The organism is Gloeocapsa sp. PCC 7428 (assembly GCF_000317555.1).
Lineage (GTDB): Bacteria > Cyanobacteriota > Cyanobacteriia > Cyanobacteriales > Chroococcidiopsidaceae > Chroogloeocystis.
The window spans coordinates 2,644,559-2,660,624 of the sequence record NC_019745.1 but is presented as its reverse complement, the minus strand read 5'-3'; the positions used below and the strand labels follow the sequence as shown (position 1 = coordinate 2,660,624).

At 40.9% G+C, this 16,066-nt stretch carries 16 protein-coding genes and 1 tRNA gene; 12 read left to right on the top strand and 5 right to left on the bottom strand.

The window, feature by feature from the left end; all coding sequences use genetic code 11:
- Positions 1 to 7 precede the first annotated feature (7 nt).
- Positions 8 to 733, bottom strand: a complete 726-nt coding sequence (locus tag GLO7428_RS11620; protein ID WP_015188737.1) for a hypothetical protein — start codon at positions 731 to 733, stop codon at positions 8 to 10.
- 293 nt (positions 734 to 1,026) lie between these two features.
- Here GLO7428_RS11620 and GLO7428_RS11615 point away from each other — a divergent pair, with 293 nt between their 5' ends.
- Positions 1,027 to 1,422, top strand: a complete 396-nt coding sequence (locus GLO7428_RS11615; RefSeq protein ID WP_051038427.1) for a PspA/IM30 family protein — start codon at positions 1,027 to 1,029, stop codon at positions 1,420 to 1,422.
- Between the two features lie 9 nt (positions 1,423 to 1,431).
- Here GLO7428_RS11615 and GLO7428_RS11610 read toward each other — a convergent pair whose 3' ends face one another.
- The 4 genes from GLO7428_RS11610 to GLO7428_RS11595 form a co-directional block, all read right to left on the bottom strand.
- Positions 1,432 to 1,764, bottom strand: coding sequence for a hypothetical protein (locus GLO7428_RS11610; protein ID WP_041919106.1), 333 nt, complete (start codon positions 1,762 to 1,764; stop codon positions 1,432 to 1,434).
- Between the two features lie 272 nt (positions 1,765 to 2,036).
- Positions 2,037 to 2,450 (bottom strand): secondary thiamine-phosphate synthase enzyme YjbQ, encoded by a 414-nt coding sequence (locus tag GLO7428_RS11605; RefSeq protein WP_015188735.1) that lies wholly within the window; start codon positions 2,448 to 2,450, stop codon positions 2,037 to 2,039.
- Entirely contained in the window at positions 2,398 to 3,522 is a 1,125-nt protein-coding gene (locus GLO7428_RS11600) for a hypothetical protein (protein WP_015188734.1), read from the bottom strand. The genes GLO7428_RS11605 and GLO7428_RS11600 overlap by 53 nt, the downstream gene beginning before the upstream one ends.
- Positions 3,523 to 3,615: 93 nt before the next feature.
- On the bottom strand, positions 3,616 to 4,800 hold the full coding sequence (locus GLO7428_RS11595; protein ID WP_015188733.1) for an aminotransferase class V-fold PLP-dependent enzyme: 1,185 nt from the start codon (positions 4,798 to 4,800) through the stop codon (positions 3,616 to 3,618).
- A 152-nt stretch (positions 4,801 to 4,952) separates the two neighbouring features.
- Here GLO7428_RS11595 and GLO7428_RS11590 point away from each other — a divergent pair, with 152 nt between their 5' ends.
- From GLO7428_RS11590 to pstB, 11 genes are all read left to right on the top strand, one after another.
- Positions 4,953 to 6,419, top strand: a complete 1,467-nt coding sequence (locus GLO7428_RS11590) for a TM0106 family RecB-like putative nuclease (protein ID WP_015188732.1) — start codon at positions 4,953 to 4,955, stop codon at positions 6,417 to 6,419.
- An 80-nt stretch (positions 6,420 to 6,499) separates the two neighbouring features.
- Positions 6,500 to 7,654, top strand: a complete 1,155-nt coding sequence (locus GLO7428_RS11585) for an esterase-like activity of phytase family protein (protein ID WP_196797502.1) — start codon at positions 6,500 to 6,502, stop codon at positions 7,652 to 7,654.
- 183 nt (positions 7,655 to 7,837) lie between these two features.
- Positions 7,838 to 8,692 carry a sulfotransferase gene (locus GLO7428_RS11580; RefSeq protein WP_015188730.1) on the top strand — a complete coding sequence of 285 codons (855 nt, stop codon included), beginning with the start codon at positions 7,838 to 7,840 and terminating at the stop codon, positions 8,690 to 8,692.
- Positions 8,693 to 8,765: 73 nt separating this feature from the next.
- Positions 8,766 to 8,839: transfer RNA gene (locus GLO7428_RS11575), tRNA-Asp, on the top strand.
- 108 nt (positions 8,840 to 8,947) lie between these two features.
- Entirely contained in the window at positions 8,948 to 10,396 is a 1,449-nt protein-coding gene (gene gltX, locus GLO7428_RS11570) for a glutamate--tRNA ligase (protein WP_015188729.1), read from the top strand.
- 107 nt (positions 10,397 to 10,503) lie between these two features.
- Complete coding sequence (locus GLO7428_RS11565; protein ID WP_015188728.1) at positions 10,504 to 10,983, top strand: hypothetical protein; 480 nt, start codon at positions 10,504 to 10,506, stop codon at positions 10,981 to 10,983.
- Positions 10,984 to 11,220: 237 nt separating this feature from the next.
- Positions 11,221 to 12,000, top strand: a complete 780-nt coding sequence (locus GLO7428_RS11560; RefSeq protein WP_015188727.1) for a GNAT family N-acetyltransferase — start codon at positions 11,221 to 11,223, stop codon at positions 11,998 to 12,000.
- 185 nt (positions 12,001 to 12,185) lie between these two features.
- Positions 12,186 to 13,226 carry a PstS family phosphate ABC transporter substrate-binding protein gene (locus tag GLO7428_RS11555; protein ID WP_015188726.1) on the top strand — a complete coding sequence of 347 codons (1,041 nt, stop codon included), beginning with the start codon at positions 12,186 to 12,188 and terminating at the stop codon, positions 13,224 to 13,226.
- A gap of 145 nt (positions 13,227 to 13,371) precedes the next feature.
- Positions 13,372 to 14,298, top strand: a complete 927-nt coding sequence (gene pstC / locus GLO7428_RS11550; protein WP_015188725.1) for a phosphate ABC transporter permease subunit PstC — start codon at positions 13,372 to 13,374, stop codon at positions 14,296 to 14,298.
- A 2-nt stretch (positions 14,299 to 14,300) separates the two neighbouring features.
- Positions 14,301 to 15,221: a phosphate ABC transporter permease PstA gene (gene pstA / locus GLO7428_RS11545; protein WP_015188724.1), complete on the top strand. Its 921-nt coding sequence runs from the start codon at positions 14,301 to 14,303 to the stop codon at positions 15,219 to 15,221.
- Positions 15,215 to 15,994: a phosphate ABC transporter ATP-binding protein PstB gene (gene pstB / locus GLO7428_RS11540; RefSeq protein ID WP_015188723.1), complete on the top strand. Its 780-nt coding sequence runs from the start codon at positions 15,215 to 15,217 to the stop codon at positions 15,992 to 15,994. The genes pstA and pstB overlap by 7 nt, the downstream gene beginning before the upstream one ends.
- Positions 15,995 to 16,066: the final 72 nt, after the last annotated feature.

The window sequence follows — 16,066 nt, the reverse complement described above, 5'->3', positions numbered from 1 at the left end:
GGACAGATTACTGTCTGCGTATGGCAATTGTATAACTTGGTCGCTGCGATGCTTCACGTTGAGTTTTCACAATTCGGAGATCGCGATCGACATAAAGATGCTCTAATTGCGGAGTCGCTAGGTAAGTTTTCTCCAATTTCTTAACAGTTTTGCGGTCTAATTGTAAATCAAGCGCTTGCGGAAGTTCTTCTTGAGCCGATTGAAATTTATTGCCGACTACGCTACTAAACCAAGATTCTGCATCTTCAATTGATAGTGGAACTTCTCTATTCCGAAAAGCCTGTTCAATACCTACATTTTGGATGTACCATTTGTTATCTCGTACGGCATACTTTTGCATTACCATTAAATCGATTGCTGGTAATTTTGCAGACAATTTTTGCCAAAAAGTATTTTGTCCTGGAGTATACCGAGCGATATTTGCATAGTAGCTATCATCATGAAAAATTTGATATGACTGTTCTCGATTCCGCCCTGGTAAAGTATCGTGAAAAGGGATAGTTGACCAAAGGGGTGTCCAAACACCGAGAACAATTGGAATTTGTTCTACAACGATTGGATAAGGATTGCGTTGCGTCAACTCTTCAATATACGGTGTCAGTATATTTTTATAATACTGAACTTTAGTACTTAAAGAATCGGTATCTCTTCCTTTAACTCGCTTTAATAGTTCAGCTTTAAGTTCTGATGTACTTTGAGAACTTAACTGGTTTGAATTAAATACATTAATCATTAAAATTGATGCCTTTTGTTGAATTTTCGCTTTAATTTTTGAGGTTTTTGCAAAGAGATGATGTGCAAAATGTATATTTGATTTTTATTTTGTAAACCAACTAGTCAGTTTTTCTTCTTATAATCTTCATGAAGAATTCATGAAATCAACTTTAAAAAGAGTTGTAGTTCAAATTGATGATTTGTAGAGTTAGAAATATCAGTTTGAACAATGTGTTGCTTTTCTAGTGACCATAAGTCAAAATTTATGGTTCTATCCACCTAGACAGTTACTGAGCTAGATGTAAAGTCAATATGCACTCAAAGAAATTGTATTTTTCTCTAATTGAAGCTCTCACTGATCAAAAGATCGCACTGCAAAAGTATAATCAAGCAGAAATTGAAGTTGTTAAGTGGCAACGCCGAGTTAAATTAGCCGAAAAAAAAGGCGAACAAAACTTAGTTCATCTGGCATTAGAGCAAGAAAAGATTGCTAATGTGACTGTCAATGAACTTAAAGTTAAGCTAGACAAGCAAACAACTTATGTTGATAGCCTTAAGCACAAATTGAAGGCAGGAGAAAGTGAATTTGTTGTAAAGCACAGTAGCCAAAGATGTCTAAGTACCAGCAGTGCGATCGCAGGCTTTGATCGGATAGAAGAAAAAGTTTTGCAGCAAGAAGCACGCGCTAATAATGGAAATCGAAGCTAATACTAAGCATTACCACCAAATACGATTTCCCTGATCGTCAACTCGCGCTAAACGAATAACATCAGAAATCTTTTTAGCATCTCTAACATGATGTAATGCTTCCCTCTTACCATCTGGATATTCGACGATAAAGTAAGTGGGAACTAAAATCCAGTCACCTGTAATATCCGGTGCATCTACAGCAACTTGCTGCGCTTTTTCTTCAACAGATTTTGACTCATCCGTAACGATATCACCAGGGTTAACGGTTAAATTTCTTTCTTTAGCAGTTGGTTCCTCGCGTGTATGCCAATCTCGACTTACGGGCTGTTCGATTGGTTTCTTTTCGAGTTGCTTAGCCATAACACTTTTTAGTAAGTTGAACATCATGAACTTACTAAATTCAATGTAGAAAATCTAAAAATTAGTTTGCTCTCTCATTAGAGAGAAACTTGTTAGGCTATATCTATCGAAAAAACCGTATTCTTTTTTACAGGTTATCCGTACTATAGAAGTTAAGTTACTTATTTACAGTAATAATGCTTAATTCTTAAGGCACAGGTTAATAGAAGAACGCTCAATGATTGAACCCGCAGCAACAATCAAATGTATGAAAGCAATCAGCCAAAGGCTTCTTACATTCCCGTAATGTGAACAACAAGTTCTCTATTATGGCTACGCCGTCGATGTTCCCAAATGTATACACCTTGCCAAGTTCCTAATAATAACTCACCTTTAGCAATCGGAATTTGTTCTGATGTATGAGTAAGTACTGTACGAATATGTGCTGGCATATCATCAGGTCCTTCAGCGCTGTGGATATAATAAGCATCTTCAGGAACGAGTTTCGCCAAGAAGTTTTCTAAATCTTTTAGTACGTCAGGATCGGCATTTTCTTGAATCACAAGACTAGCCGAAGTATGACGTAAAAAGAGATGACAAATTCCTGTTTCTATCCCTGATTCAGCAACAATTGATTCAATTTTGGCAGTCACATTATTGAGAGACTTGCCTTGCGTGGGAATTCTTAAGATTTTTTGGTAATGCATCGTTAATGAAGTCTAAAACAGCATAGGCGATCGCTTCATTGCCATCGAGGGCGATTTCTTGCGATTTTCTTGGTGTCAAAGGTGCTTGTTCAAGAAATTCCCAACCGCTGTGGAAAAATTCGGCTGGGCTAATAATTTGATGATGCGCATAATCTGTAATACCTTCAATCAACAAAGCTGCTTCTGCAAAATCCTCACGTGTCAATGTTACAATCGGCACTTGTTGATGAATAGCTTCGGCGAACGTGCTAAAACCTGGTTTAGAAACAACTCTGCCACAAAGCTGCATAAAATCAACTGGACGATATTGCGGATCGGTGACTTTGAGTAAGTTGGGTAAATCTGGGGCGTTACGCGCAAACGTGATAAATTGCCAATCGGGAAATCGCTGCACATTATCGTAAGGAATTTGCTGTAAGCCCAAACCACCGAAAGTTAATAAGATTGTGCGCTCTTGGGGTGTTGTAATATTCCATTTTGATCGTAGCGTATCAACATGGTGAGAGGGAGAACCACCAGGTAGCCCAACATCTGTGATATTTTGAAACGCACTCATCGGTTCGTGAAAGGGTAAGCGGAGTAAGCGATCGCACTGGCTGTAGCAATTGGAAATCCAATCTGCAATTTCTTGAAATTCACTTCCCCAATTGCGATAAATAAAGTCCCAACCAAAATTACTGATAGTCCAACACGGAACACCTGCGGTTTTACCAATCACGCCAGCTAAATGAGGAACATCCGCTAAAATTAAATCGACGCGATTTTGCTTGATAAAATTAACTTCTCCGGCGACAATTGCGTTTTGTTGACTACGAATGTGCTGCATTTTTTCGAGTGTTGCGGCTTTATCCATTGTGAGACTATCGCTTTGCACGACACCCACATCAAACGATCGCGGACGGTAGATAAAATCATCTTGAAAGTATGATTCGAGAAACCAGCGCGGTGTTGTGGTAACAAAAATTACCAACGTTTCTGGACAGAGTTTTTTGATCGTCGCAACAACCGATGCAGTCCGCGCTGCATGACCAAATCCATGACTGGTAACGGCTACGTAGATGATGGGAGACATATGTTAGGGGTCAGAGAGTTAAAGAAGCAGAGGGAGAATAGTGTTTTATATAACTCATCACTCAAAACTCACGCACTTATCACTAATCACTCGTCACTTTCCACAATAACTTTCGATTCCGGCGATGAGTTGATCGATCTCACTGGTGGTGGTGAAGTAGTGAACGCACGCACGAACGCAATCAGGATCGAGGAGTGTGCGTGTCATCATGTTTTGTGATTCTAAGTACTGTACTAACTGTTTATGACTACCTGCTTGTTTTAACTGAAAAGAAACAAGACTCGATTCGGGTGGAGTAGCGCGTAAACAGACAATATCAGATAGTTCGTTTAACCGTTGCCAAAGATAGTGACTTAGTTGCAGAATTTGCTCGTAGCGTTGCGTTGCACTTCCCCATTGTTGATGCGTTGCGATCGCTGCTCTTAATCCGCAATACTGTCCAAAAGCTGATGTTGCCACTTCATAGCGTCGTCCATCTGGTTGCCAATCTACAGGCTTACCTTGGCTATCCATCATAATACTACGCCAGCCAATAAACGTTGGGTGCAGTGATTCCCTAGCTTCGGGACGAACATATAATCCACCCACCCCCATCGGACCACACCACCATTTATGACCCGTAAAAGCATAAAAATCTGCTCCAAGTTCAGTTAAATTTAACGGTAATAAACCAACTGACTGCGCTGCATCGACTAAAATTTGTATCCTACTGTTGTACTCGCGGCAAACTTGCGCAATTTTGTCTATGGGTAAAACTTGACCTGTATTCCAAAGAATATGACTTAGAACAACAAGTCGCGTATCGGGTGTCAGGTTTTGCGCAATAACTTCCGCAGGATCGCCGCCATTCAGAGTTGCCATAATTGGACAAAACGAAACTTCCACATCGAAACGTCGGGAAATTTCTTGCGTTGTCGCGATGACTCCAGGATGTTCGCAGTCGGTGAGTAAAATGCGATCGCCTGCTTGCCAATCGATACCCCACAAGGCGATATTACAGCCCACCGTGACATCTTCGGTAATTGTGATTGTTTCAGGAGGTGCGTGAAGTTCTGAGGCGATCGCCTGTCGTGTTTGTCCAACTTCCTCAACAATCCAAGCATTCACCTTTGTTGAAAAAGGACCATAAGTTTGTATATATTCTTGTGCGTGATTTACCGCATCGATCGCCGCTTGCGGCATAGGTCCTTGACCGCCATAGTTAAAATAAGCTTTATTTGCTAGTGCGGGAAATCGTTGTCGGTGTTGTGCAGTTTGGTTAATAGAAACGCTTGTCATGATCAGAAGTAGCTTGCAGTTAGTGAATAGTATGACGCGATCGCACTCATAATAAAGGAATCAGGAAACCTGAAATATCTTCCTAAGGGCAAGGCAATGCCTTGCCCCTCTGACCCCTAACCTCTTAAAATTGCTAGTCTAGAGTCATGCTAATGACTGCTGAACTGCTGCTGCAATATCAACGTTGTCAAAGACGCGCTTTTTTAGATACTCATGGCGATCGCAGCCAGCGAGATTCTCCGAGTGAGTTTTTACTACGACTACAACAAGACAAATTAATTCATCAACAAAATGCTTTAGCGCAACAAAATCATCAGCAACCTGATTATCACAAAGGAAACTGGGAAGCGGGTGCGATCGCAACACTCGAACTTATGCAGCAAGGTGTTGAGCGCATTAGTCAAGGAATCTTACTCACTACCTATCTAGAAAAATATACCCTGATCAGTCGTCCAGATTTACTCATTAAACAACCAGGAAATTCATCGTTTGGTGATTGGGTTTATATTCCTGCGCAAATCGAATTGGGAAAGCGCCCTAAGTTAGAGTATCAAATTATCGCGGCGTACAACGCGCACGTATTAGAACAAATTCAAGGAATTGCACCAAAAACAGCATGGTTATTTCTGCGTCGTCCAGAAGTTTATACTGTAGATGTTGCGAGGTGGACATCGCAGATGCAGCGTAGTTTAGATCGCTGTCTGGAAATCTTAGAAGCAGAATTAGCACCCGAAGTTTTTATTTCGCGGCAGCGATGTAGTCTTTGTCGTTGGTACAGTCAGTGTTATGCGATCGCAAAAGATCAACAACATCTCTCACTCATTCCTGGAGTCACTCCCAATCGCTACACGCAATTACAAGCTTTAAACGTTGTTACTCTTGAATCTCTGAGTCAAGTTAGTCCTACACAATTAGAATCGCTACCAGGATTCGATCGCCAAGTCGCACACAAGTTAGTTTTACAAGCGCAAGCCGTATTTGAAAATCGTCCAATTTTGTTAAATACAACTTGTGAGAGAACTGTATCACCTGCACCGATCGAACTTTACTTTGATATCGAAGCCGAACCCGATCTTAATTTAGATTACTTGCTAGGAGTGTTAGTCGTCGATCGTCAAACAGGAACCGAAACATTTCATGAATTTTTAGCCGAAACACCCGCTCAAGAAGAAACCGTTTGGCAGCAATTTTTAGATTTAGTTCACCAGTATCCGACTGCGCCAATTTATCATTTTTGTGCTTATGAAGTCGATACCGTCAAACGCTTGGGCAAACTTTATCACACTCCGCGATCGCAAATCAAAACACTTCTAGCGCGGTTCGTGGATGTTTACGAGCAAGTTATCCAAACGGTTGCTTTACCAGTAGAAAACTATACTTTAAAAGCGATCGCGCGTTGGTTAGGGTTCGAGTGGCGCGATCCGCAAGCAAATGGTTCGCATTGTATTTATTGGTACGATCAGTGGTTAGCTACAGGCGATCGCGCGTTATTAGATGCGATTGTCCGCTACAACGAAGACGACTGTCATGCGACACGTCATGTCAAAGATTGGTTAATAGATTTTATTGCGATCGCAGGGGTTAGAGATCAGAGGGGTAAGGCACTGCCTTGCCCATAGAAATCAGGGTTAAAACCTCCTAGAAGAGATGATGTAAGCATCCCTTCGATTGCTATAGTTCATCCTCTATTAATCTCCAAATGATTAAAACCTCCTATATGTCATTGAGCCGCAAACTATTACAGCCAATTATATTAATTTTCCTTGGTTTATTATTTACTGTTATTTTTATTACACGGCAAACCACACCCGCAGTACCAGTCACCGCAGTTAATTTTTTAGGAGAAGCAACAATTTCCACTGGATTTTCTTTTCAAGGTACAGAACTCGGTGGGTTATCAGGGATTACTTATGATTCTACAAAAGATGTCTATTACGCAGTGTCTGACGATCGCAGCGAAAAAGCACTAGCGCGATTTTATACCTTGCAAATTAATTTAAATCAGGGATTGCAACAGGGTAATGTGACACCTTTAAAAGTGACGACTCTGTTAAACACAGAAAATCAACCTTTTGAAAGATATCGTATCGATGCGGAGGGAATTGCGGTAACGAATCGCGAAACGGTGTTTATTTCCTCTGAAGGCGATGCGCAAAGATTAATCAATCCATTTATCAAAGAATTCTCCTTGACAAGTGGGAAAGAATTGCGATCGCTACCCATACCCGAACGATTTTTACCCACAGCGAGTCGCGATCGCGGTATTCGTAATAATAATGCATTTGAAAGTTTGACTGTGACACCAAATCAGCAATATCTCTATACCGCCACCGAGAATGCATTGCTGCAAGATGAACCAATAGGGCGACCTGATACAAGTTCGCCATGTAGAATTTTACAATATGACTTACGTTCGGGCAAGCGATCGCATGAATATCTTTATATTACCGAAGCTGTACCAACACAAATCAATTTACCTCGATTTATGCGTGTTGGGCTTGTTGATTTATTCGCTGTCGATGACAATGGCAATTTTATTAGCTTAGAACGTGCGTTTACAGGCTTAGGATACAGCATTCGCTTGTACGAAGTCTCCTTAACAGACGCCGATGATATAAGTGATATCGAGAGTCTACGTCAGGTTGAGCTTAGCAGTATCAAACCTGTCAAAAAAAGATTGTTGCTCGACCTCAAAACCTTAAAAAACGTCACACTAGATAACATCGAAGGCGTGACTTTAGGACCCGCATTAACGGATGGGCGATCGCTCCTGCTCGTCAGCGATAACAACTTTCAGCCTGCGCAGCGTACTCAATTCCTCGCCTTTACTATTCAATCTCAATCTAACGATTAATTGTTGAAAATTGTATTAAATGATACTTCTTTATCAAGGGTAAGTGTTGTAAGGAATGACACATTGTTAATTTGTGAATTATCTAAGATGATTAAGCAAGAGAAATTCAACAACTGCGCTAAAGCTTGCAGTCAAACAGATAGACAGCGATAAAACTCAAAAAGTTGATGAAAGTACTGTAACATGACAAACCCACGTCCCAATCTATTCATCATCGGTGCAATGAAAGCAGGAACCTCGTCACTCCACAACTATTTGAATAGTCATCCTCAAATTTTCATGTGCACCCCTAAAGAACCAATGTTCTTTTCTAATCAATTACACTGGGAGAAAGGAGAACAAGAGTATCTTAAATTGTTTGAAAATGCTGGAGACGCAAGAATAATAGGAGAATCAAGTACAGATTACTCAAAAGCTCCTTACTACAGTGGCGTTCCAGCGCGAATATTGCAATTTAATCCTGAAGCTCGTTTTATCTACATCATGCGAGACCCAGTAGAACGTACAATCAGTCACTACTGGTTTCATGTCGCGCATTTCCAGGAAAGACGCGATATGATGACTGCAATTCAGCAACAGCCTCACTACTTAGAAGTTAGTGACTACGCCATGCAACTACAGTTATACTTCGACACCTTTGGTAGAGAACGCGTTGCTATCCTCACTCTTGAAGAGTTACAAGCAGATCCTACTAAAGAGATACAAAAGTTGTTCGCGTGGTTGGAAGTTGATTCGTCGTTTGTTCCCGAAAACCTCGAGCAAAGAAAGAACGTTACACCTCGTAAAGTTTTGTGGCAAGAAAATTCCCTTGTTGGTAGTTTGCGTAACTCTAGCTATTGGCAAGCAGTAAAGCCTTTGGTACCTAAGTCAATGCGGACGTGGGCAAGAAGTTTGTCAAATACTTATGTTGATCGTGAAGTAGTAGATTTGGAACCAGTTAAAGCATTTCTTAGACCGATTCACCTCAAACAGGTAGCAACATTGAGTGAGATGTTAGGTCGTCAGTTTCCCGAATGGAAGACGTTGTATACAAGTTGATTGAGAAGTAAATTTTTGTAAAAGATTTGACACTTCCCAGAAAGTGTGCGAAGATAGAAATCGGTCAAAAATTGGGACTGTAGTTCAATTGGTTAGAGCACCGCCCTGTCACGGCGGAAGTTGCGGGTTCGAGCCCCGTCAGTCCCGTTCCCAGTAGATAAGACATAGGTTACGATAATAAACCTATGCTCATAGGGTAGTGGAAGCGTTATCTGCTACACCTGTTAAACCTTACAGCTAAAATCTAAAGTTAACATGACTGTTAGAGTTCGGATCGCCCCTAGTCCTACAGGGAATCTACACATTGGAACCGCAAGAACTGCGGTATTTAACTGGTTATTTGCTCGTCATCATGGCGGTCAGTTTATTTTACGAATTGAGGATACCGATACAGAGCGATCGCGTGAAGAGTACACGCAAAATATCCTCGATGGTTTAACCTGGCTAGGATTGAATTGGGACGAAGGACCTATCTTTCAGTCACACCGTTTGGATGTGTATCGCCAAAGAGTTCAAGATCTACTCGATAAAGGACTAGCATACTACTGCTATTGTTCGGAAGAAGAACTCGACGCCATGCGCGAAGCCCAAAAAGCCCGCAACGAAGCGCCGCGTTATGATAACCGCCATCGCAATCTCACACCCGAACAACAAGCCGCGTTTGCAGCCGAAGGGCGTCGTCCAGTGATTCGTTTCAAGATAGAAGACGATCGCGAAATTGTCTGGGATGACATGGTGCGCGGACACATGAGTTGGCGCGGTAGTGACTTGGGAGGCGATATGGTAATCGCCCGTGCGGCGCAAGCTGGGGACATCGGTCAACCGTTGTATAATTTTGCAGTGGTTGTCGATGACATGGATATGCAAATTACCCATGTAATTCGCGGAGAAGACCACATTGCCAATACCGCTAAGCAGATTCTACTTTATGAAGCTTATGAGGCAACCGTACCAGAATTCGCGCATACACCCTTGATTTTAAACGCAGAGGGGCGCAAGCTTTCTAAACGCGACGGAGTGACGTCGATTTTTGACTTTAAAGAAATGGGCTTTGTCGCCGAAGCGATGGTCAATTATATGACTTTACTCGGTTGGTCGCCGCCAGATTCAACACAAGAATTGTTTACTTTGGAAGAAGTGGCGCAGCAATTCGGTTTTGAACGCGTTAATAAAGCTGGGGCAAAATTTGACTGGGCAAAGTTAGATTGGATTAATAGTCAGTATCTGCACGCAATGCCTGCAAAGAAACTGACAGATTTATTGATACCATATTGGCAAGCCGCAGGGTATGAATTTGACCCGATAAGCGATCGCGTTTGGTTAGAAAAGATCGCAAGTGTCATTGGTCCGAGTTTAACTCGTCTCAAAGATGCGGTAGAAATGAGTTGGCTATATTTTACTAATTCGTTGACCTACAGCGACGATGCAACGCATCAATTACAGCAAGAAGGTTCTAAAGCAGTACTTGAAGGTGTTTTAGCTGCACTCAATAATGGTACGGAATTAACCGAAGCAAGTAGTCAGGAAATTATTAAACACGTTGTCAAAGAAAAGAACGTCAAGAAAGGATTGGTCATGCGATCGCTGCGTGCAGCCTTAACTGGAGATATGCAAGGTCCAGACTTAATTCAATCTTGGGTTATTTTACATCAACGCCAGTTCGATAAACCAAGATTAGAAAGTGCGATCGCAACTGTTCACTAAAACAAAGCCTGCTGCGGCGGGCTTTTTTTGGAACTATCTTGGTTGCCCAGAAGTCGAATGAAGGAGTAAGGTTCTGCTATTCGATCTCTGACTTTGATAAATCCAGAATGCACAACAAAGTGCTAAATTTAAGCGTAATTTTAGCGATTTCTATCGCTATTGTTGGACTCAGAATACCCAAAGTTCAAGCACAGCCAGCACCACTATTCGAGAATGTAACAATTGATCGCAATTTCTCCTCACCTTTGACGCTGAGAGGGATTAGTGGTGGTTCAGTACCAGCCCAAAAAGTAGCAGGAAGAACTGAAACTGTGAATGGACCATGTGTCGGTTTCGTCGATGCAGAACCCGATCACACTCTAGTATTAAAAGACTTTTTTGAGTATCTCCGACTTCAGATACAAAGTCCTCAAGATACTACTATTATTGTGCGCGGTCCTGGTGGTACTTGGTGCAACGATGACGCAGAAGGAAAAAATCCTGGTATCGGCGGAGAGTGGCTAGCTGGTAGTTATGATGTCTGGGTAGGTTCGTTTGATCGAGATAATTATTATCCTTATATTTTGAGAATTACTAAAGAGCGCTAGTCTAAATTGTAGGTTTTTAGAAATCACCACAGAGGACAAAAAGCACGAATGCGATCGCAAATAAATTCTCAGCTACACAAACGAAGTTCAAATAGTCCTTGAACGTATTGATAAAATTTTATACTTAAGTGAGTGCGCAAAGGCACACTTTGTTTGAGTAACCTTGACTTCAGTCGAATGGCGTCTGTGATTCCCTCGTATAGATCTAAATTTCAAAGAGTTTTTGCGTAAGTCCTCATGACAACAGTTTGTTTGCATGATAAAAATGAAATTGAGACACTACTACGTCAAAATACTTTTCTCCATCTATACAGTATTGGAGATTTAGACGATTTTTTCTGGCGACACACGACTTGGTATGGCTTGCACGAAGATACGCTGAAGCAAGTTGTTTTAATATATACAGGTTCTGATTTACCCGTACTTTTGAGTTTGACAGTAGAACCAAATTTAATGACACGTCTACTACAGTCAATTATACATCTTCTTCCAAGACGAATTTATACGCATCTAAGTGGAAACTTAGCTCAAATATTTGCTGAGGATTATCAAGTACAATCCCACGGCTTGCATAACAAAATGGCTTTAACTAATAGTCAGTTTTTAACTAAGTTTGATACATCTGAAGTTGTTCAACTTACAGTAGAAGATGCAGATGAAGTAGCAGAATTTTATCACGTGAGTTATCCAGAAAACTGGTTTGATTCGCGGATGCTAGAAACTGGATATTACTACGGTATTCGATGCGGAAATACCCTTGTTAGTATTGCGGGAGTCCACGTGTATTCTCCACAGTACAAAGTCGCAGCCTTAGGAAACATTGCAACGCATCCACAATTTCGCGGACAAGGATTGAGTAAAAAAGTTGTAGCTAGGTTGTGTCAAGAACTTTTACAGACAGTGGATTATATCGGTTTAAATGTAAAAGCCGATAATGCGATCGCGATCAGGTGTTATGAAAAACTTGGTTTTGAGTGGATAGCTACGTATGAAGAATGCTTATTAACTTTGTGCTGACTATCAACAATTACTTTTACTAATCGTAGCGATAAAAAAGTTTGAGCAGTAAGATAACTACAGTTAACCAAAGATTAATTTCTTCCTAACCCTTTATTATAGCCTCTTAACCATAGACCAGTATTCTATCTGTAGTGAGATTTCTACTTTAGAAACAATACACAGATAATATGTTGCGTCACAAAATGAGTATCAAACTGGGTCGCTTGCAAGCAAATGTAACAACTCGAAAAGCGATCGCATCTCTCCTCGTAGCGGGTGCAACAATTGGTTTATCAATACCCGCAGTGCGTTCTCAAAATCCAACGACAATCCGAGTTGATGGTTCTAGTACAGTTTTCCCCATTACTGAAGCTGTAGCCGAAGACTTTCAAAAACAAAACGGCGGGAGAACGCGCGTTACAGTTGGTATTTCTGGTACTGGCGGTGGATTTAAAAAGTTCTGTCGTGGCGAAACCGAAATTTCTAACGCTTCTCGACCAATTAAAGCTGAAGAAATGGCAGCTTGTAAGAGTGCTGGTGTTCAATACATCGAAATGCCCGTAGCATATGACGCTTTAACAGTCGTTGTCAATCCTAGAAACAACTGGGTGAACAGCATGACTGTCGCCGAGTTGAAGCGCATTTGGGAACCCGCCGCACAAGGTAAAATTACTAACTGGAGTCAGGTACGCCAAGGATTTCCTAACTCTCCTATGAAACTGTATGGTCCTGGCGCAGATTCAGGAACTTTTGAATACTTTACCGAAGCAGTAGTAGGTGATGCAAAGTCTAGCCGCACTGATTTTACAGCTAGCGAAGATGACAATGTTCTGGTACAAGGAGTCAGTCGCGATCGCGGTGCTTTAGGTTATTTTGGTTATGCGTACTACGAAGCTAACAAAAATCGCTTAAAAGCCTTAGCAATTGATAATGGTAACGGTAAACCTGTGTTACCTTCTAGAGCAGCAGTAGAAAACGGTACATACCAGCCTTTATCGCGTCCTTTATTTATTTACGTAAACGCTAAAGCAGCAGGTAGAGAGGATGTAAAACAATTCATCAACTACTACATGAGCAACGCACCCAAATTAGTCAGTGAAGTTGGCTATGTAGCTTTACCCGCCCGTGCTTACACGTTAGCAAGCAACCACTTTCAACAAAACAAAGTAGGAACAGTATTCGGTGGTAAAGAAGCTGTTGGACTGCGCATTGAAGAATTATTACAGCGTGAAGCAAGTCTGTAAATAATAGAGCAGGGGTCAGGGTTAAAAGCAAGCTATAGTTACAAAACTCGCGATTAGTAGTTAGTTTAAAGCTAATTTCTAATCGCTAGTCCACGTTTTTACGCCGCGAACTTATTCGCCAGGCGTCCGCCAAATTCACATAATCATGGTAGAAAGGCAACTACAAATTACAATAAAACCCTCATCATCAAGATTACTGCGGAATATTCAGGAGAAAGCAATTGAAATTTTACTATTTCTCGCTGCTTGTTCTTCCGTAGCAACAACGATTGCTATTATTGGAATTTTAGTATACGAATCAATAACTTTTTTTCGAGAAGTTTCTTTGATAGACTTTCTCACTGATACACAATGGTCGCCGCTATTTGATGATGCGCACTACGGAATTCTACCACTACTTTCAGGTACTTTAGTAACAACCGCTGTTGCTTTATCAGTAGCCGTACCTTTGGGAACTATCGCCGCAATTTATCTAAGTGAATTTGCGCCTTTTCGCTTCCGCGAAATTATCAAACCGTGTTTAGAATTATTAGCCGGTATTCCGACAGTAGTTTACGGATATTTTGCGCTTTTATTTGTAACACCAATATTACAAAACTTTTTATGGGATCTCCCTGGTTTTAATATGTTAAGTGCTGGCATTGTCATGGGAATTATGATTATTCCCTATGTCAGTTCAGTTAGTGAAGATGCGATGCGATCTGTCCCTGTGCAACTACGCGAAGGTTCGTACGCGATGGGTGCGACGCGCTTACAAACAGCGTTAAAAGTTGTCTTTCCCGCAGCCATTTCAGGAATTACAGCAGCTTATATTTTGGGAATTTCGCGTGCAGTTGGTGAAACAATGATTGTGGCGATCGCCGCTGGTTTACAACCGACTCTCACCTGGAATCCGATGAATGAAGCTGCAACAATTACCGCCTATATTGTCTCAGTTAGTCTAGGCGATTTACCTCATGGTAGTTTAGAGTACCAAACAATCTTTGCTGCTGGGCTAACGCTGGTATTAATGACTTTAGTTTTTAATATTTTTGGTTATTTTCTCAGCAGACGTTATCGCGAAAAATACTAATTATGCAACAAGACTTACAACAAATTAAAACAATTATTGCCCGTAATAAACTTTGGCAAGGTTTGTTTGCTGTCGTTGGCTTGTTGTCTGTATTAGTAGGAATTGTAACACTTATTACATTGATTCTAGATTTATTTATTGATGGCTTACCTCGTTTATCGTGGCAATTTTTAACATCTTTTCCTAGCCGGAAGCCCGAAGAAGCAGGAATTTTAGCTGCTTGGGTAGGAACAATTCTTGTGATGATTGTCACTGCGATCGCCTCAATACCTGTGGGAATTGCTTCGGGAATTTATTTAGAAGAATATGCTGGGAAAAATTGGTTAACAGGGTTAATCGAAATCAATGTAACTAACCTAGCAGGTGTTCCTTCTATTATTTATGGACTTTTAGCATTGGGTTTATTTGTCTATCAATTCAATTTAGGTGAAAGTGTTCTCACAGCGGGATTAACTCTTGCGTTACTTGTTTTACCAATTGTTATTGTCACTACCCGCGAAGCATTACGCGCAATTCCTAACAGTATCCGCGAAGCAGCTTACGCAATGGGTGCAAGTAAATGGCAAGCAATTTGGGATCATGTGTTGCCCTACTCAGTTGGTAGTATTCTTACAGGTGTGATTATTGGTTTATCGCGTGCAGTTGGTGAAACTGCACCTTTAATTACAATCGGGGCGCTAACGTTTATTGCTTTTTTACCCGATCCACCAATCAAAACAGAATTTCCTTACATTTCTTTTAGTTGGTTACAAGCGCCCTTTACAGTAATGCCTATTCAAATGTTTAATTGGGTATCGCGCCCTGAACCAGATTTTCAATTTAATGCTGCTGCTGCTGGTGTCGTATTAATCTGTATGACATTAGGAATGAATGCTTTGGCAATTTATCTCCGCTATTGTATCCGCAAGCAAATCAAATGGTAGAAGCAACATCCATTAAAACTAAAGCTAAAGTTAACAACCTAAACTTTTACTATGGCACAGTACAGGCGTTGAAAAATATCAGTTTGCTTGTACCAGAAAATAAAGTGACAGCTTTAATCGGGCCATCTGGATGTGGTAAAACTACCTTACTACGGTGTTTTAATCGGATGCACGATCTTTATCCTGGTAATCGTTACGAAGGGGAAATTATACTCGATTCTGAACGAATAAATATTTTAAGTCGTCGCATCGATCCCATTGAAATCCGAATGCGGATTAGTATGGTGTTTCAAAAGCCAAATCCCTTTCCAAAATCAATTTATGAAAATGTAGCATATGGATTGCGCGTGCGAGGCGAATCGCGACGCAATATCATCGATGAAAAAGTAGAACAAGCTTTATACAACGCTGCGCTTTGGGATGAAGTGAAAGATCGCTTGTACGATTTAGCTTTCAATCTTTCTGGCGGACAACAGCAGAGGTTGTGTATTGCACGCGCCTTAGCAACAAACCCCGAAATAATCCTTTTTGATGAACCTACATCAGCACTCGATCCAATTTCTACAAGTAGCATTGAAGCATTAATTACTCGATTAAAAGAACAAGTAACAATCTTAATTGTGACGCACAATATGCAGCAAGCTGCACGCATTTCTGATTACACAGCTTTTATGTACCTTGGTGAAATTATCGAGTTTGAACACACAAAGCAAATGTTTACACATCCTAATAATAAACAAACTGAGGATTATATTCGCGGTAGATTTGGGTAAAAGAGTAGTTAATATTTGGTAGCTAGAAAATGAGGGATATCAAGATATTTTGTAAGTAATATGAATCAGTCT